The organism is Novosphingobium sediminicola, from assembly GCF_014196525.1.
Classification (GTDB): domain Bacteria; phylum Pseudomonadota; class Alphaproteobacteria; order Sphingomonadales; family Sphingomonadaceae; genus Novosphingobium; species Novosphingobium sediminicola.
The window spans coordinates 228,507-245,428 of the sequence record NZ_JACIDX010000004.1; the positions used below are offsets into that span (position 1 = coordinate 228,507).

General features: G+C 64.0%; 14 protein-coding genes and 1 tRNA gene. 6 read left to right on the forward strand and 9 right to left on the reverse strand.

The window, feature by feature from the left end:
• Positions 1 to 53: 53 nt before the first annotated feature.
• The 6 genes from GGR38_RS06870 to GGR38_RS06895 form a co-directional block, all read right to left on the reverse strand.
• Complete coding sequence (locus tag GGR38_RS06870) at positions 54 to 968, reverse strand: ThuA domain-containing protein (protein WP_183623943.1); 915 nt, start codon at positions 966 to 968, stop codon at positions 54 to 56.
• Positions 969 to 983: 15 nt separating this feature from the next.
• Positions 984 to 3,215 carry an outer membrane protein assembly factor BamB family protein gene (locus tag GGR38_RS06875; protein WP_183623945.1) on the reverse strand — a complete coding sequence of 744 codons (2,232 nt, stop codon included), beginning with the start codon at positions 3,213 to 3,215 and terminating at the stop codon, positions 984 to 986.
• Positions 3,216 to 3,343: 128 nt separating this feature from the next.
• Positions 3,344 to 4,996, reverse strand: coding sequence for a family 43 glycosylhydrolase (locus tag GGR38_RS06880; RefSeq protein WP_183623947.1), 1,653 nt, complete (start codon positions 4,994 to 4,996; stop codon positions 3,344 to 3,346).
• Between the two features lie 77 nt (positions 4,997 to 5,073).
• Positions 5,074 to 5,529: a Cu(I)-responsive transcriptional regulator gene (gene cueR / locus GGR38_RS06885; protein ID WP_183623949.1), complete on the reverse strand. Its 456-nt coding sequence runs from the start codon at positions 5,527 to 5,529 to the stop codon at positions 5,074 to 5,076.
• Positions 5,526 to 7,988, reverse strand: coding sequence for a heavy metal translocating P-type ATPase (locus GGR38_RS06890; protein WP_183623951.1), 2,463 nt, complete (start codon positions 7,986 to 7,988; stop codon positions 5,526 to 5,528). Before GGR38_RS06890 ends, cueR begins: the two co-directional genes overlap by 4 nt.
• A gap of 144 nt (positions 7,989 to 8,132) precedes the next feature.
• A tRNA-Arg gene (locus GGR38_RS06895) sits at positions 8,133 to 8,209 on the reverse strand.
• 120 nt (positions 8,210 to 8,329) lie between these two features.
• Between GGR38_RS06895 and GGR38_RS06900 the strand changes: the two genes are divergently transcribed.
• On the forward strand, positions 8,330 to 8,734 hold the full coding sequence (locus GGR38_RS06900; protein WP_183623953.1) for a hypothetical protein: 405 nt from the start codon (positions 8,330 to 8,332) through the stop codon (positions 8,732 to 8,734).
• Positions 8,735 to 8,762: 28 nt separating this feature from the next.
• Positions 8,763 to 9,257: an MmcB family DNA repair protein gene (locus GGR38_RS06905; protein ID WP_183623955.1), complete on the forward strand. Its 495-nt coding sequence runs from the start codon at positions 8,763 to 8,765 to the stop codon at positions 9,255 to 9,257.
• Between the two features lie 332 nt (positions 9,258 to 9,589).
• Here the strand turns inward: GGR38_RS06905 and GGR38_RS06910 are convergent, their stop codons facing one another.
• The 3 genes from GGR38_RS06910 to GGR38_RS06920 form a co-directional block, all read right to left on the reverse strand.
• Positions 9,590 to 10,291 (reverse strand): DUF1013 domain-containing protein, encoded by a 702-nt coding sequence (locus GGR38_RS06910; RefSeq protein ID WP_168603213.1) that lies wholly within the window; start codon positions 10,289 to 10,291, stop codon positions 9,590 to 9,592.
• A 158-nt stretch (positions 10,292 to 10,449) separates the two neighbouring features.
• The gene (locus GGR38_RS06915) at positions 10,450 to 11,100 is read right to left on the reverse strand and encodes a glutathione S-transferase family protein (protein WP_183624105.1); all 651 of its coding nucleotides are present in this window, start codon (positions 11,098 to 11,100) and stop codon (positions 10,450 to 10,452) included.
• A 269-nt stretch (positions 11,101 to 11,369) separates the two neighbouring features.
• A complete protein-coding gene (locus GGR38_RS06920) occupies positions 11,370 to 12,374 on the reverse strand; it encodes an NAD(P)H-quinone oxidoreductase (protein ID WP_183623957.1) in 1,005 nt (334 codons plus the stop codon).
• Between the two features lie 97 nt (positions 12,375 to 12,471).
• Here GGR38_RS06920 and GGR38_RS06925 point away from each other — a divergent pair, with 97 nt between their 5' ends.
• The 4 genes from GGR38_RS06925 (at position 12,472) to GGR38_RS06940 (ending at position 16,915) form a co-directional block, all read left to right on the forward strand.
• The gene (locus GGR38_RS06925; RefSeq protein WP_183623959.1) at positions 12,472 to 12,702 is read left to right on the forward strand and encodes a DUF1192 domain-containing protein; all 231 of its coding nucleotides are present in this window, start codon (positions 12,472 to 12,474) and stop codon (positions 12,700 to 12,702) included.
• Between the two features lie 163 nt (positions 12,703 to 12,865).
• On the forward strand, positions 12,866 to 15,271 hold the full coding sequence (gene clpA, locus GGR38_RS06930; protein WP_246404293.1) for an ATP-dependent Clp protease ATP-binding subunit ClpA: 2,406 nt from the start codon (positions 12,866 to 12,868) through the stop codon (positions 15,269 to 15,271).
• A gap of 94 nt (positions 15,272 to 15,365) precedes the next feature.
• A complete protein-coding gene (hemB, locus tag GGR38_RS06935; RefSeq protein WP_183623961.1) occupies positions 15,366 to 16,373 on the forward strand; it encodes a porphobilinogen synthase in 1,008 nt (335 codons plus the stop codon).
• 2 nt (positions 16,374 to 16,375) lie between these two features.
• Positions 16,376 to 16,915 carry a GNAT family N-acetyltransferase gene (locus GGR38_RS06940; protein ID WP_246404295.1) on the forward strand — a complete coding sequence of 180 codons (540 nt, stop codon included), beginning with the start codon at positions 16,376 to 16,378 and terminating at the stop codon, positions 16,913 to 16,915.
• Positions 16,916 to 16,922: the final 7 nt, after the last annotated feature.

The following is a 16,922-nucleotide window of genomic DNA, read 5'->3' on the forward strand; positions in this document are numbered from 1 at the left end:
AGCGGACAGCAAAACGCCCGGCTTTTGGGGCCGGGCGCTCGCGGGAGGAGAGTTTATTTGCCCTTGGACCGGGGCAGCGCGGGCGGCGCGGGCGGGTCCACTTTCGCGTCCACCAGCCCAAGTGCCCAGCGGATGCCCTGATGCGCCATCTCGCGGAATTTGGGGTCGTCCCACACCTGTTCCTGATGGCCGATGGTCAGATTATAGACCCGGCCCTTGCCATAGGATTTGGCCCAGACCAGCGGGAAATCATCGTCGGCGCGGGTCTTGCGCTGCTGCGGCGTCATCTTGCTCGGGTCCAGCCGCAGGATGACATGCGCGTCCTTGCTGGAAAACGGCATGCGCATCACCGGGAACTGATCGGTATAGGCAAAGCTCTTGGGAAAGACGCCCGCGCCGGGAAAGGTGGGGTCCTCATTGATGATCTGCATCGTATCGACGCGAAACTCGCTTTCCATAAAGGCGCCGATCATCTGGGTGAATTCGGGCCATTCGTAATAGGCGACCGTGGCGGCGTGGCCTGCGATGAAGCCCTTGCCGTCCTGTTTCACGAAAGATAGCAGATCGGCCTTCTGCTGATCGCTCAAGGCCCCTGCCCCGCTGCCCAGATAGAAGACCGCGTCGAACTGATCGAGATTACGCGCATTGACCGGCTTGCCCGCATAGCGCGTGCCTTGACCGACAATCGGGGCCTTGGTGATAAGCTGGCTGTCGGTGCGGATCACGGTGGCCCATTCGCCATGCTCGCGCCCCATCTGTTCGATCACGCCCATCGCATGGTTGATCGAATCGTGATGCCATCCGGTCTGGACATCGGCGATAATCAGCAGCTTCTTCATCCCAGGCCACGGATCGTTGACGCTCGATTGCGGCATCATCGGCGGCGGGGCGGCAGGCGACTGGGCAGGCGGTATTTGGGCCAGCGCCACGGCGGGCAGCAAACCCGCCAGCAAGAACATCTTACGCATCATCCGTACTCCCCCTTACGGCAAGCGATAGGCCACCAGCGTGTCGGACATTTCTGGCCCGCCCACCGCTGTGCCGCCGCCCGCGGCCACCACGACATATTGTTTCCCATCCGCGCCCATATAGGTGATCGGCGTCGAATGGGCCGAGGCCTCCAGCACGCTCTGCCAGAGCAGCTTGCCGGTCTTGGCGTCAAAGGCGCGGAAGCGGTGGTCGTTGGTCGCCCCAATAAAGACCAGCCCGCCCGCCGTGACGATATTGCCGCCGATATTGGGCGCGCCGGTGTTGAGGCCAGCCTTGCCCAGCGCCTCGGTAATGCCCAGAGGCACGCGCCATGCGATGCTGCGCTTCGCCACATCGACCGCCACCAGCTCGCCCCAAGGCGTTGCGCCGCAGGTCAGGTTCACGCCATTGGCGGGATAGGTAAAGCCCTGCGGCGGGCGCGGGCCGGTGGGGCGCGGAGGAGGAGGACCGGCGGGCACATTGCGGTTCATCATCGCCACGCCGGACCCGCCCGCCACCTTGGGGCGATAAACGGGTCGGTTCTGAACATTGACGAAGTAGTATCCCAGCGGCGCGGAATAGCTGCCCCCGCCCCAGTTCGGCCCGCCCACCGGGCTGGGATAGGTAAGCGTGGCATGCGCGCTGCTCTGACGCGGGGCATAGAGGTCGCCCACCACGATGCCGTTCTTGTCCCAGAAATCGGTGCAGGCGGCCTTCATGCCGGGGAGCAGATCGGGGATCTCCTCACGCTTCATCGTAATCCGCGCGATGGGGCCGGGCGCATCGGGGAAAGGCTGGGTCGGCCAGACTTCATCGGTCGGTTCATCGGCGCGGGGCGTGGGCTTTTCATTGAAACCATTGAGCGGCTCGCCCGTCACCCGGTCGAACATGAAGAACAGCCCATGCTTGCCCGTCAGCATTACTGCAGGCACCGATTTGCCCCCCTGCGTCACATCGGCCAGCAGCGGCGGCGTGGGCGAATCCCAGTCCCAGATGTCATGGTGCGTCAATTGGTGATGCCACAGCAGCTTGCCCGTGGCCGCGTCCAACGCCAGCAAAGTGTCGGAATAAAGCTGCGGCCCCTTGGCACCTGAATTGGCGTCGCCGGTGGGGGCGTAAAGGATGCCGCGCGCCTCGTCGATCGCCATGGTCGACCAGACATTGGCCCCCGACGTATCGCGCCATTCATCGCCCACCCAAGTGTCATGATTGGCCTCGCCCGGTTCGGGGATGACGTGGAAGGCCCAAACCTGACGCCCGGTGCGCGCGTCAAAGGCTCGGATGTCGCCGCGCGGCTGAGGCGGGCCGCCCTCGCCCGGACGCGCGCCGGTGATGATAAGATCGCGCCAGATCGTGACCGGATTGGGGATGGTGAAGGTGGACCGGCGCGATTCGCCCACGATTTCCGAGGCCACGCCGATATAGGCGTCGATCACCCCGCCCCGGCCAAAGCCGCGCGCGGGCTGGCCGGTGGTAACGTCCACCGCCATCAGATAGCCCTCATCAGTGCCGAAGATCAGGCGCGGGGCGGTCTTGGCGTCTCCGGGCCAATAGGCGATGCCGCGCCCGTGGATGCCCTTGGGGCTTTCATATTTCCAGATCACCTCGCCGGTTTCGGGGCGGATGGCGGTGATGCTGGCTTTCAGGTCCGGTTTCAGCGGCGTGGCGGGGGTGGAAATATACATCACCCCGCCGATCAGCAGCGGCGTCACTTCAAAGCGCGAATCCAGCCCCTGATCGCCCGCCTTGCTGGGGCCGGTGCCATAGCGGAAGGTCCATGCCGGTTGCAGGCGGGCCACATTCTTCGCGTTGATCTGCGTTAGGCCTGAGAAATTGCCATTGCCCCCGCCGCCGCCATAGGCTGGCCATTGGTTCGCCCCGCTGGGCCGGGGATAGAGCGCCTTGACCTTGGCCTCGCCCTGCGCAACAGGCATCGGGGCGGCCATCGCGCTTTCTTTCGCCTGATAATGGGCGAGGAGGTAGGACCGCACCGCCGCCTCATCCGCCGGGGTGATAATCAACCCCTGCTTCTTCATCTTGGCCAGCGTTTCGTCCCAGTCGGCGGCGCTCTTGGGCTTGGCGGTCACGGTGCCGATGGCGTGGCATTTGCTGCAATTGGCAGCAAATTCGGCGCGGCCCGGCCCCTGCGGCAGGCGCGCGATCCAATCCTCGCCCGTTTGGGCAAGAGCATTGGCCGCGGTAATGGCCAACACGCTGACCATCGCGCCAAACAGGCTCCGTTTCATTCTCTTCTCCCGCATCACGCTTCTTTTGCGTCTATGGGGATTAGAGGGCAAAGCGCCAGCGGTCGCTGGCTGGCGCTGCACCAGATCCTTGCCTGCGAGGGAATTACGCCTGCGAAGGAATTGCCTCCCTAGGGCAGGGCGCGGAAGCGATAGTCCATAAACCGCACCGTCCCCTTGCCGCTGGCATAGAGTGCGGGGCGCAGGGATGAGAGATCATCGACCGTATTGGCCTGATAGCCCGAGACTTCGCTGCGGATGCCGTGGCGGGTCCATGTCTTGCCGTCGAGGCTGTAGTAAAAGGTCACGATCTGGCGGTCATTGACGATTTTCAGATGCAGTTTGCCCACCTTGGGCGCGGGTTCCTGCCAAAAGCTGGCGTGGCCGCCGCGCCAGGTGACCATCTTCTGCCCGTCGATGCCCATGCCCAGAAACAGCCGGTCATCATAAAACAACAGCAAGCCGCCCTGCGCGCCCGCCTCCACATCCACGCTAACGCTGATCTCATAGGCATGGTCGCCCACGGTCTGGGTCAGGGGCGAGCAATCGGCCGGGCTGGTCCCCTTGGCCTCAAGCTCCAGCACGCCGCCGCCGACCTTGGCCCGGCGCTGTTCGCCCGGCGCGGCGCCGTAAAAGCTCCAGCGCGTGCCAAAGGCGGGCCGCGTGAAATCATCGCTGCGGGTAAAGCCGCCATGCGTTCCCGTCCGCCCCGTCGGCATCGGCATGGCCAGCGACAGATCGCCCCCCAGCGCCCTCGGCCAGCCATCGGCATCCCACGTCATCGGCTCCAGCAAGGTCTGGCGGCCCAGCGAGCGGTAGTCCTTTTCATAGCCGTGATAGACCATGTACCAAGCGCCCTTTGGCCCTTCGACCCCCGGCCCCTCCACCATCGTGGCATGGCCGCGCGACCACCATGCTTCCTTGTCGCTATGCGTGCGGACAATCGGATTATGCGGGCAATTGACCCAAGGCCCCTTCGCCGATTTCGACCGCGCGATAATCACCATATGGCTGGTGGCCGGACCCGATGTCCCGCCCACCGCCGAGACGAGGTAGAACCATTCGCCCCGCCGGAACAATTTCGGCCCTTCCAGCGAATAGCCCTCGGTGATCCATTCTTCGGGATAATGCCAGCCATCATAGGCCGGTTCGACCGGGCCGATGGTGGACAGGCCGTCATCGGCCAGCGCCACCCGGTTCACGCCCGAGAGGTACAGGTAACGCTTGCCATCCTCGCCCACCACATGACCCGGATCGATCAGGCCATAGATTTTCAGATCGACCGGATCGCTCCACGGCCCCGCCATGCTGTCGGCATGGATGACATAGATATTGGCGAAACTGTGCAGATCCTTGGCCCATGGGGCGTGCATGAAGGGGATGTAGATATAGTAACGGCCATTATGCATGGCGATATCGACGGCAAACACCGTGCCCAGCGGCTTTTCCAGCGCAGGCCCCATCGGGCGCCAGTTCACCAGATCGCGCGAATGCCAGATGATCAGACCCGGCGCGGCCTCGAAGCTGGAATGGGTCATGTAATAATCGTCACCATCCTTCAGGATCGAAGGATCGGGATAATCGCCCGGCATGATCGGATTGCGATACCAGCCATTGCCAAGATCGGCGCGGCGTTCTCCCTCAGGACCGGTGGCGTGGCCGGTGGCGATGTTGGCGGGGCGCGGTTTGGTCATCGACGGGGCGGCCAAGGCAGGAACAGCGGGCAGCGCGGCCCCCATCGCTCCGGTGGCAAGGCTTTCCAATGCAGAACGTCGCGTAACCATGTCATCCCCTCGGCTTATTTTAGAACCATAGTTCTATTAAACTATGGTAGCGGTAGCAAGGGGAAAAGGAAATCGCCCTATCCGCGCCGGTTGGCTATCGCCCGCTCGCGCAGCCGGGCCTGCGCATCGGGGCGAACCGCAACCCCCGGCTCCTCCAGATCGGCGAGAATCGGGCAATCGGGCCGATCATCCCCCGCGCAGCATCCGATCAGCGTCTGGAGCGTGCTGCGCATTTCCTCCATTGCGGCGATGCGGGCGCTCAATTCCTCGACGTGGGCGGCCGCGATGCGTTTGACGTCGGCGCTGTGACGCGAACGGTCGCGCCACAGGCCCAGCAGTTCCTGAATTTCAGCCACGGCAAAGCCCATGTCGCGCGCGCGGCGGATAAAGCGCAGATTGTGGACATCGGCGGGCGAATAATCGCGGTATCCCGATGTGCGCCGCTCGGCCTTGGGGATCAAACCGGTGGTTTCGTAATAGCGGATCATCTTGGCCGAAACGCCCGATGCCTTTGCCGCCTCGCCAATGTTCATCGCGCGCCTCCTGTGGCGCGAAATTGCCGCAAGCGCAGCGAATTGCCCAGCACAAAGACCGAGGACATCGCCATCGCCCCCGCGGCAAACACCGGCGAGAGGAGCACCGGATACAGCACCCCCGCCGCCACCGGGATCAGCGCAACATTATAGGCAAAGGCCCAGAACAGGTTCTGCCCGATCACCCCCATCGTCGCGCGCGACAGCGCGATGCCATCGCCCACCGCGCCCAGATGACCCGACATCAGCACAACATCGGCGGCCTCAATGGCAATATCGGTGCCCGTGCCCACCGCCATGCCCACATCGGCCTGCGCCAACGCGGGCGCATCGTTGATCCCGTCGCCCACATAGGCAAGGCGGCCATATTGCTCCTGCAACCGGCGCACCGCCTCGACCTTGCCCTCGGGCATGACCTGCGCCACCACCTCGTCAATGCCCAGACGGGCGGCGATGGCATGGGCGGTGGCGCGATTGTCGCCAGTAATCATCGCCACTTTCAGCCCCAGCGCGTGGAATGCAGCAATCGCCTCGGGCGTCCCCGGCTTGACCGGATCGGACACCGCCAGCACCGCCGCCAGCGCGCCATCGATAGCGGCATAGAGCGGGGTCTTGCCCTCTGCCCCCAGCCGCGCCGCCGTTTGCGCAAAACCCGCAAGGTTCAGCCCCATACTCTCCATATAGCGATCTGCGCCCACGGCCACATCATGGCCATCGACCACGCCCCGCGCACCCATGCCGGGGATGGCGGCAAAATCGCCCGCCGCGCCGGGGCTGCGCCCTTCGGCCTGCGCGGCCTCGACAATCGCGCGGGCGATGGGATGTTCGGAGCGTTCCTCAACCGCCGCAATGGCGTCCAGCACCGAACCCCTCTCGAACCCTTCGGCCAGATGCAGGTCGGTCAGCGCCGGATGCCCCAGCGTCAGCGTGCCGGTCTTGTCCAGTCCGATGACTTTGGCCTCGCGCAGCATTTGCAGCGCCTCGCCCCGGCGAAACAGCACGCCCATTTCCGCCGCGCGCCCGGTGCCGACCATAATCGCCGTGGGCGTGGCCAGCCCCATCGCGCAGGGGCAGGCGATAATCAGCACCGCCACCGCATTGACCAGCGCCAGCCCCAGAGCATGGGGCGGCCCAAACGCCAGCCAGCCCGCAAAGGTCAGCGCGGCAGCCGCCATCACCGCCGGGACGAACCACAAGGTGATGCGGTCCACCACCGCCTGAATCGGCAATTTGGAGCCTTGCGCCGCCTCGACCATGGCGATGATTTGCGAGAGCACCGTATCGCCGCCCACAGCCGTAGCGCGAAAGGCCAGCGCGCCCTGCTGGTTGACCGTGCCGCCGACCAGCGCGCTGCCGATGGTCTTGGCCACCGGGATCGGCTCGCCGGTGATCATCGCCTCATCGACGAAACTCTCGCCCTCGATCACCTCGCCATCGACGGGGATGCGCTCGCCGGGGCGGATTTCGATGATGTCACCCGCGATGACATCCCCGATGGCCACTTCCCCGCTGCCGCGCACCCGCGCGGTTCGGGACTGAAGCCGCACCAGCCTTTGGATCGCCTCGGACGTGCGCCCCTTGGCCCGCGCCTCCAGCATGCGGCCCAGCAGGATCAGCGCGACGATGACCGAGGCGGCCTCGTAATAGACATGCACCGTGCCGGGGGGCAGCAGCGCGGGCGCGAAAGTGGCCACGAGCGAATAGGCATAGGCCGCCAGCGTGCCCACCGCGACCAGCGAATGCATATCGGGCGCCATCCGCAGCAGCGCCGGAATGCCATGGCGATAGAAACGCCGTCCCGGAAAACCCAGCACCAGCGTGGTCAGCGCAAATTGGAGATACCAGCTGTTCTGCATACCGATGGTGCGGTGGATCAGCTCATGCATGCCAGGGATCAGATGCGACCCCATTTCCAGCACGAATACCGGCAGGGCCAGCACCAAAGCCAGCAGGAAATCGCGTTTCAATTCCTGCGCTTCCGCCTCGCGGCGGTCCTGCGCCTCGTCGCGCGCCGCCGCGCCGCGATATGCGCGCGCCTGATAGCCCGCCCCGGCCACCGCCGCGATCAGATCCTCGACCGGCGCGCTGCCCCGCACCTGCGCCCGCCCAGTGGCCAGATTGACCGCCGCCGCGGCAACGCCCGGCACGGCCAGCAGCGCCCGCTCGACCCGGCCCACGCAGGATGCGCAGCTCATCCCATCGATCGCCAGTTCATACGCGGCGGAGGGAATGTGATAGCCCGCCTCTTCGACCGCGCGGGCGATGGTGCCATGCTCCACCCCCGCATCGGCCACAATATCGGCCCCCGCCGTCGCCAGATTGACGCTGACCGAGCGCACCCCGGCAACCTTGCCCAGCGCCCTTTCCACCCGCCCCACACAAGAAGCGCAATTCATGCCCTCAATGGCGATATGGCGCCGAATGGGGCCGGTTGCGGGCTGGGTTTGGGGCTTGTTCATGGCTGATGGCTCACGCTGGAAAACAGGTTCTGGCGTGAATGTGGGGCTTGCCATCATGGGAAGGTCAAGGGGAAATGGCGCAGAAATCCCACCACGCAGTCATAGCATGGGCGCAAGCGTGTCATTTTTCAGATTGTGGGGAAATGGTGCACCCGACAGGATTCGAACCTGTGACCCCTGCCTTCGGAGGGCAGTACTCTATCCAGCTGAGCTACGGATGCGCACGAGTTGATTGCGCGGTTAGCAGCGCTTGACCGCCATGGCCAGAGATTTTCGCTTCGTGGTAAAAACTTTGGCGCATTAGGCTTTTGGCAAGAGCTGGTTTCTATAAAGTAGGAGTCATGGAACCTGCGCCTTTCTCTTCCGATGCTCCGGCCCCATCGGGGGCTTTGCCCGGTGATACCGATTCTCCGGGCGCCGATCCTTTGGGAATGCGCTGGGGCGCTCTGCGCGAGGCCGCGCGGGCGATCGGGGCGCTGGCGGGGGAAAATTCGGCTCAGGAAGTGGCCGCGCTGCTGGCCTTTCCGGCCGGTTTGCGCCGGGCCGATCCGCGCCGGGCGCGGTTGATCGAACAATCCATCGGCGATCTGGTGGCGATTATGGAGCCGGGCGTGGCCGCGCTGCTTGCCGTGCATGAGCGCGGTGGGGATGTGAGGCCTGCGGCGCGCGCGCTGTGGCAGGAATTCACCTCGGCGCGCGGCGGGTTGCTGGCGCTGGTGCCGCCGGGCGACGATCAGGGCTTGTAAGTTCGCGTTCTGTTCCTAAAATGGCGAGATGGATATTCCGCCTGATTCGCTGACCACCGGCAGTCTTACGCCCGATGCTCTGGCTGTCGCGCGCGGCATTGGCCGCCTGTTTGCCCGCAACGATATCTGGTGCATGGCCGAAATGCCGCTGCGCAACGGACGGCGGGCCGACCTGATGGGCATCGACGCCAAGGGACAGGTCATCATCGTCGAAATCAAAGTGGCCCGCGCCGACCTGATGGGCGATGGCAAATGGACCGACTATCTCGACCATTGCGACCGCTTCTTCTGGGGGCTGGCCAGCCACCTCGACCGCGCCTGCATGGAAAGCGAAGCCTTCCGCCCCAACCAGTGCGGGCTGATCGTGGCCGATGGCTATGACGCCGAAATCCTGCGACCCGCGCCCCTCATGCCGCTGGCCCCGGCGCGACGCAAGGTCGAGGTCGAGCGGTTGGCGCGAGCAGCCTTGCGGCGGCAGGCGGTGGCGATGGACCCGCGCATTGGGCAATGGGGTGGGGCTTGATCGGGGTTTTGAAGAAGGAAGGATGAATGCGAGGGACTAGTCCCTCGCGCTCCCGTTACTGTCTGCGTTGCGCCATGGGTTCGGCGTTTTGTGTCGGACGCGGCGTTTGGGTTTTAGAGCCTGCGGCGCCGATCAGCGCAAGCTCGCCGCGCCGCAGGCTTTAACAACCACAGCACCACCCACTCCCCTGCAAACCAAAGCGCAACCCCATAACGGGATTGCAAAGGGCCCCCGCCCTTTGCCCGCCGGAGGCCTCTTAAAACCCCTGCAAAACCAAAAAAAAGGGCCACCCGAAGGCAGCCCCCTTTTCCATACCGATGGAACCGAAGCGCTTATTCGCGCCCTTCGGCCTCTGCTGCGCGCTTGGCGGCGAGCCATGCGGCGGCTTCGGCTTCCTGCGCGGCTTCGCTGGCGGCCTTGGCCTGCGCTTCACGGGCGGCGCGCAGTTCTTCGATCAGCGCGTCGCGGTCGCTGCCCAACCGCTGGACGTCGGCCTCGTCATCCTCGGCGCTGCGGCCCTTGGCGGCCTTGGCCACCATCGCGTCCAGTTCGCGCTGCGAGCACAGGCCCAGCGTCACGGGGTCCTTGGCGGTGATGTTGCCGATGTTCCAGTGGCTGCGGTCGCGGATCGCGGCGATGGTGGTGCGGGTGGTCCCGATCAGCTTGCTGATCTGGGCGTCCGACACCTCGGGATGGTTGCGCAGGATCCAGGCGATGCCGTCGGGCTTGTCCTGACGCTTGGACACGGGCGTATAGCGCGGGCCCTTGGTGCGGCTGACGGTGACGGGCGCCTTGAACATCTTGAGGCGATAGTTCGGGTCGTTCTGGCCGCGTTCGATTTCGATGGCGGTCAGTTCGCCCGCGCGCAGCGGATCGCGGCCCATATACTTGGCGCTGGTCAGATCGTCGGCCATCGCCTGCACTTCGAGAATGTGCAGTCCGCAAAAGTCTGCGATCTGCTCAAAGGTGAGCGCGGTATTGTCGACAAGCCACGAGGCCGTTGCATGCGGCATCAGCGGGGTGGGCTGGGTCACGGGTCATCTCCGAGCGTGTTTGCGGCGGGAAAAACCCACCAAAACCGGGCACAAAATAGAAGGGCCGCCCCTTCACGGAGCGGCCTAACCTTTTCCCCATAAGCGCGGGATTGATTCTGGGCAAGCGTTTTGCCGCAAAATCGCGCGGATTTGCGCCGTTAATTCAGCGCGACAAAGCCCGGCAGGGCCTCAATCCGGCTGATCCAGCGTTTGATGGCGGGAAAATCATCCAGAACGAAGCGGCCTTCTTCGGCCACATGAGTATAGGCAAAGAGCACGATATCGGCCAGCGTGATGCCGTGGCCGACAAACCAGTCATGCTTGGCCAGATGCTCGTCCATCAGCCGCAGCGCAGCCTCGCCCGCGCTGCGCTTGGCGCCCAATTGCCCCTTTTGTGCCTCGCTCAGATTCTCCTCGCCGATATAGGCCAGCCAGAAACGCAAGGTGGCCACATTCGGCTCGTGGTTATATTGTTCAAAGAACATCCAGCGCAGCATGTCGGCCTGCGCAAAACGGTCGGTCGGGATCAGGCGCGACCCGCTGGCCAGATACCAGCATGCCGCATTGCTTTCGGGCAGGAAACGAATGCCGCTGGCCCCGGCGATTTCCAGCACCGGGATGCGGCCATTGGCATTGACCCGCGCGAGAAATTCGGGGGTCCGCGTCTCACCCTTGCGGATGTCATAGGCACGGCGCGACAAAGGCAGGCCCAGCAGAGCCGCCGTCAGCCGGATCTTGTAGCAATTGGCCGAAATCGGATCTTCATGCAGGACAAAGGCCTGTCCATGCAGCGAAGCCTTCCAGATCATGTCATCGGGAAAGGCCAGTTCGACGGCCTGTCCGACATTCACCCCGTCCTGTCCATGCACGGCATAGGGCAGGCTGAGCGTGGAATCGACATGCGAGGACGAAATGCAGCAACGCCCCGAGAGCTTGCCGCCTTCATCGCCGCGCCATTCCTGCCCGGCCTTGGCGGCGCCTTCAAAGACGCGCTCCATATCATTCCAGGTGACCGCGCCGCGCCCCTTTCGGATTTCCACCCAGGCCCGGTCATCGCAAAGCCGCAGCAACGGATAGCTCATACCACCTCCAGCACAATCTTGCCGACCAGATCGCCCGATTCCATCTGCGCATGGGCCTGCGCCGCCTGTTCCAGAGGATAGGTGCGCGCCATCACCGGGCGGACCTCGCCCTCATCGACCAGCGGCCAGACATTGGCGGCGATTTCCTGCGCCAGCAGCGTCTTGAACGCATTGGATCGCGCGCGCAGCGTCGATCCCGTCAGCGTCAGGCGGCGCGCCATGACCTGCCACATGGGCACATCGGCCTTGGCCCCGCCCTGCACCGCGATGGTGACATGGCGGCCGTCATCGGCCAGACATTTCAGATTGCGCGCCACATAATCGCCCGCCACCATATCCAGCACCAGATGCACGCCCTCGCCATGGCTGATGCGTTTGACCTCTTCGACGAAATCATGGCTGCGGTAATTGATCGCATGGGCCGCGCCCAGTTCGATCGCGCGTTCGCATTTCTCGTCGCTGCCGCAGGTGACGATCACCTCCAGCCCGAACGCCTTGCCCAGCGTGATCGCCATCGTGCCGATCCCGCTGGTGCCGCCATGGACCAGCACCCGCTCGCCATCGCTGGCCCAGCCGCGTTCGAACACATTGTGCCAAACGGTGAACAGGGTTTCGGGAATGGCCGCCGCCTCGACCATCGAGAGGCCGTCAGGCACAGGAAGGCAAATGCCCGCCTCGGCAATACAGTATTGTGCGTATCCCCCGCCGTTGACCAGTGCACAGACGTTCTGGCCCAGCAGCGCAGGGTCGGCCCCGGCCCCCAGCGCGACCACCTCGCCGGCAACCTCAAGCCCGAGAATGGGCGAATGGCCCTTGGGCGCGGGATATTGGCCAAGGCGTTGAATCACATCGGGACGATTGACCCCGGCAGCGGCCACCTTGATCAAAACCTGCCCCGCCGCAGGCATGGGAACGACCAGGTCCGAGACCTTCAGAACCTGAGCCGGACCCGGCTGATCGAACGTCACCGCCTTCATAAATTCGGGAAGCACAGACCCCATGATTGCCCCGCAATGCTGCAATACACTCAATTTAACTGTAATCTCTAACCGCGCACCCTGTTGACAGCAAGCGAAAGCAGTCCGATGCTCTCGATCTATGGAAGATGAAGATCGCCCCCATGCTTTGGCAAGCGGTCGTAAGGACGCCGCCGCCTCTCTGGCTTCAGAGAGCCTCGATCCCTATTCGGTCGATGAACTGGACGCGCGGGTAAAGCTGCTGGAAAACGAGATCGAGCGGGTGCGGGCGCATAAGGCGCGCAGCAAAACCAGCCGTCTTGCCGCAGAGGCCCTGTTCCGGTCGCCCGCATCATCGGATGGGGCAAGCTGATGCGCCCGCTCCCTCGCAGCGCCCCCCCTCGTAATTGTCCCGGGGATCGCCATATAGGCTTCATCAAACCTGTTGCCCCATATTTTTCCGGGACATCCTCCCGGTCCCTTCGCCCCTCCCTTCCCTCCAGCCCCCAGCCCTCTTAGTAGCGAAAGCGCGACCGATGCCCAGTTTCGCCCAAAGTCTCGAAAAGACCCTCCACGCCGCGCTGAGCCAGGCGTCGGAGCGCAGCCATGAATATGCAACGCTGGAGCATCTCCTGCTGGCGTTGATCGACGATCCCGATGCATCGCAGGTGATGATCGCCTGCGGCGTGGATCTGGGCGATCTGGCCGAGGCGGTGAAGCAATATCTGGATCAGGAATATCAGAGCCTGAAGACCAAGGAAAAGGGCGATCCGGCCCCGACCGCCGGTTTCCAGCGCGTGATCCAGCGCGCCATCCTGCATGTGCAGTCCAGCGGCAAGGATACGGTCACCGGCGCCAATGTGCTGGTCGCGCTGTTTTCCGAGCGCGATTCCTATGCGGTCTATTTCCTGCAGCAGCAGGATATGAGCCGTCTGGATGCTGTCAGCTTTATCAGCCACGGCATCGGCAAGGGCGGCAAGAAGATCGAGGACAAGAGCCCCAAGGGCGCCGAGGCCGAAGAACCGCGTCAGGAAGAAAAGCAGGAAACCAAGTCGGCCGCGGGCGCCAACAAGAAGGATTCCGCGCTCGACCAGTTCTGCGTCAACCTCAATGAAAAGGCGCTGGGCGGCAAGGTCGATCCGCTGATCGGGCGCGGGCCCGAGGTGGACCGCACGATCCAGATCCTGTGCCGCCGGTCGAAGAACAACCCGCTCTATGTGGGCGATCCGGGCGTGGGTAAAACCGCGATCGCCGAGGGCCTTGCGCGCAAGATCGTTGAGGGCGAAGTGCCCGAAGTGCTGGCCAATGCGGTGATCTATTCGCTCGACATGGGCTCGCTGCTGGCGGGCACGCGCTATCGCGGCGATTTTGAAGAGCGGTTGAAGCAGGTCGTTTCCGAACTGGAAAAGATGCCGCATGCGATCCTCTTCATCGACGAGATCCACACCGTGATCGGCGCAGGCGCCACCAGCGGCGGGGCGATGGACGCCTCGAACCTGCTCAAGCCCGCGCTCTCGGGCGGCTCGATCCGCTGCATCGGCTCGACCACCTATAAGGAGTTCCGCAATCACTTCGAAAAGGACCGCGCCCTGCTGCGCCGGTTCCAGAAGATCGACGTGAACGAGCCCAGCGTCGAGGACACGATCAAGATTCTGAAAGGTCTGCGCACCGCGTTTGAGGATCACCACAAGGTGAAATACACGCCCGGCGCGATCAAATCGGCGGTGGAGCTGTCGGCGCGTTACATCAACGACCGCAAGCTGCCCGACAAGGCGATCGACGTGATCGACGAAGTGGGCGCGATGCAGATGCTGGTGCCGCCCTCCAAGCGGAAAAAGACCATCACCGAGCGCGAGATCGAGGCCGTGATCGCCACGATGGCGCGCATCCCGCCCAAGTCGGTCAGCAAGGACGACCGCACGGTTCTGAGCCATTTGGAACGCGATCTCAAGCGTCAGGTGTTCGGTCAGGACAAGGCCATCGAAGTGCTCTCCTCGGCCATGAAGCTGAGCCGGGCGGGCCTGCGCGATCCGGACAAGCCGATCGGCTGCTTCCTCTTCTCGGGCCCCACGGGCGTCGGCAAGACCGAGGTGGCCAAGCGTCTGTCGGAAATCATGGGCATCCCGCTTCAGCGTTTCGACATGTCGGAATATATGGAGCGCCATTCGGTCTCGCGCCTGATCGGCGCCCCTCCGGGCTATGTCGGCTTTGATCAGGGCGGCCTGCTCACCGATGCCATTGATCAGCAGCCCCATTGCGTGCTGCTGCTCGACGAAATCGAAAAGGCCCACCCGGATCTGTTCAACATCCTGCTTCAGGTGATGGACAATGGCCGCCTGACCGATCACCACGGCAAGACGGTCGATTTCCGCAACGTGATCCTGATCATGACCACCAATGCGGGCGCGTCCGACATGGCGCGCAGCGGCATCGGCTTTGGCGATATCTCCAAGGCGGATGCGGGCGAGGAAGCGGTGCGCAACCTCTTCACCCCCGAATTCCGCAACCGTCTGGATGCCATCGTGCCCTTCGCCTATCTGGGCAAGGAAGTGGTCAGCCGCGTGGTGGACAAGTTCATCCTGCAGCTCGAACTGCAACTGGCCGATCAGAACGTGCATATCCAGTTCGACGCCTCGGCGCGCGAATGGCTGGGTGATCGCGGCTATGACCGGCTCTATGGCGCGCGGCCGATGTCGCGCCTCATTCAGGACAAGGTCAAGCAACCGCTGGCCGAGGAACTGCTGTTCGGCAAGCTGGCCCATGGCGGCGAGGTCAATGTCACGGTCAAGGAAGGCGAGGACGGCAAGAGCGAACTGACCTTCCTGCTCGTGCCGGCCGCGCCCAAGCTGGACGCGAAAAAGACGCCCAAGGGCAAGAAGAAGTCGAGCGCCGCATCCGAGCCGTCCGAAAACGGCGGCGAGAATGAGGGCGAGAGCGAATAAGACTATAAATCAAAGGATTGAAGGGTGGGGCAAAACGTCCCGCCCTTCAATTCTCGCTTTTCGTAAAGCCGCAAGGGGTTTAGACCCTGCGCCCATGACCCAGACCATCCCCGCGCCCTTTCCGGCGCTTCGCCTGCGCCGCACCCGAGCCACCGGCTGGTCGCGCGCGCTTCACCGCGAAAACATCCTGACCCCTGCCGATCTGATCTGGCCCCTGTTCGTCACCGAAGGCGCGGGCGTGGAAGAACCGATCCCCTCGCTGCCGGGCGTCTCGCGCTGGAGCGTGGACGGCATCGTGGCGCGCGCCAAGGAAGCCGTGGCGCAGGGCATTCCCGTGCTGGCGCTCTTCCCCAATACGCAGGCCGAACGCCGCAGCGAGGATGGCGCCGAGGCGCTGAACCCCGACAATCTGATGTGCCGCGCCATCCGCGCGATCAAGGACGCCTGCGGCGATGATATCGGCGTGCTCACCGATGTCGCGCTCGACCCCTATACCAGCCATGGTCAGGACGGGCTGATCGACGATGCGGGCTATGTGCTCAATGACGCCACGGTTGATGTGCTGGTGGGCCAATCGCTCAATCAGGCGGCAGCGGGCGCGGATATCATCGCCCCTTCGGACATGATGGATGGCCGCATCGGCACCATTCGCGCCGCGCTGGAGGCCGAAAACCACCATAACGTCCAGATCATGTCCTATGCCGCCAAATATGCCAGCGCCTTCTATGGCCCGTTCCGCGATGCGGTGGGATCGCGCGGGCTGCTGAAGGGCAATAAGAAGACCTATCAGATGGACCCGGCCAATGCCGAGGAAGCGCTGCGCGAGGTCGCCGTCGATCTGGCCGAGGGCGCCGACAGCGTGATGGTCAAGCCCGGCCTGCCCTATCTGGATATCGCCATCCGGGTGAAGCAGCAATTCGGCGTGCCGGTCTTCGCCTATCAGGTGTCGGGCGAATATGCGATGATCGAGGCCGCCGTGGCCGCAGGCGCGGCGGATCGTGATACTATGGTGCTGGAAACCCTGCTGGCGTTTAAGCGGGCGGGGTGCAGCGGGGTGCTGACCTATCATGCGCTGCATGCCGCGCGCCTGATGAATGCCTGAAATTGTCTGACGCGCTGCCGATCATCACCGACAGGCTGATCCTGCGCCCGTGGGAGGATCGCGACCGCGATGCCGCCTGGGCCATGGCGCAGGACGTCGAGGTGATGCGCTACCTGCCCCCGCTTACCCGTGCGGGCAGCGATGCGATGATCGACCGGATGATGGCCATGCAGACCGAACATGGCCATACCTTCTGGGCGATGGAGAGGCGCGGGGATGGGCAATTCCTTGGTATGTGCGGATTTTGCCCGCCCCGCCCACCATTGGCTGAATATGAGATTGGCTGGCGTCTGGCCCGCGCCGCATGGGGGCAAGGGTTTGGCACAGAGGCCGCCAACGCGGTGCTGGACTGGGCATGGGCGCATCGCGATATGGCCACGATCGTCGCCATCACCACGCGCGAAAATGCCAAAAGCCGGGCGCTGATGGTGCGCATCGGCATGGCCCATGCCGCGCATGAAGATTTCGATCACCCTGCCCTTCTGGAAACTGATCGCTTGCGTCCCCATGTTCTCTATCGCATTGCACGGCCGAAGAGCTGAGAGGACA

What these genes read in the sequence shown, in the direction of transcription:
- GGR38_RS06905 (WP_183623955.1), top strand. Translation starts at nt 8,763, where the DNA reads ATGGATATTCCGCCTGATTCGCTGACCACCGGCAGTCTTACGCCCGAT.
- GGR38_RS06890 (WP_183623951.1), bottom strand. Translation starts at nt 7,988, where the DNA reads ATGAACAAGCCCCAAACCCAGCCCGCAACCGGCCCCATTCGGCGCCAT.
- GGR38_RS06920 (WP_183623957.1), bottom strand. Translation starts at nt 12,374, where the DNA reads ATGGGGTCTGTGCTTCCCGAATTTATGAAGGCGGTGACGTTCGATCAG.
- GGR38_RS06870 (WP_183623943.1), bottom strand. Translation starts at nt 968, where the DNA reads ATGCGTAAGATGTTCTTGCTGGCGGGTTTGCTGCCCGCCGTGGCGCTG.
- GGR38_RS06900 (WP_183623953.1), top strand. Translation starts at nt 8,330, where the DNA reads ATGGAACCTGCGCCTTTCTCTTCCGATGCTCCGGCCCCATCGGGGGCT.
- clpA (WP_246404293.1), top strand. Translation starts at nt 12,866, where the DNA reads ATGCCCAGTTTCGCCCAAAGTCTCGAAAAGACCCTCCACGCCGCGCTG.
- hemB (WP_183623961.1), top strand. Translation starts at nt 15,366, where the DNA reads ATGACCCAGACCATCCCCGCGCCCTTTCCGGCGCTTCGCCTGCGCCGC.
- cueR (WP_183623949.1), bottom strand. Translation starts at nt 5,529, where the DNA reads ATGAACATTGGCGAGGCGGCAAAGGCATCGGGCGTTTCGGCCAAGATG.
- GGR38_RS06875 (WP_183623945.1), bottom strand. Translation starts at nt 3,215, where the DNA reads ATGAAACGGAGCCTGTTTGGCGCGATGGTCAGCGTGTTGGCCATTACC.
- GGR38_RS06925 (WP_183623959.1), top strand. Translation starts at nt 12,472, where the DNA reads ATGGAAGATGAAGATCGCCCCCATGCTTTGGCAAGCGGTCGTAAGGAC.
- GGR38_RS06915 (WP_183624105.1), bottom strand. Translation starts at nt 11,100, where the DNA reads ATGATCTGGAAGGCTTCGCTGCATGGACAGGCCTTTGTCCTGCATGAA.
- GGR38_RS06880 (WP_183623947.1), bottom strand. Translation starts at nt 4,996, where the DNA reads ATGGTTACGCGACGTTCTGCATTGGAAAGCCTTGCCACCGGAGCGATG.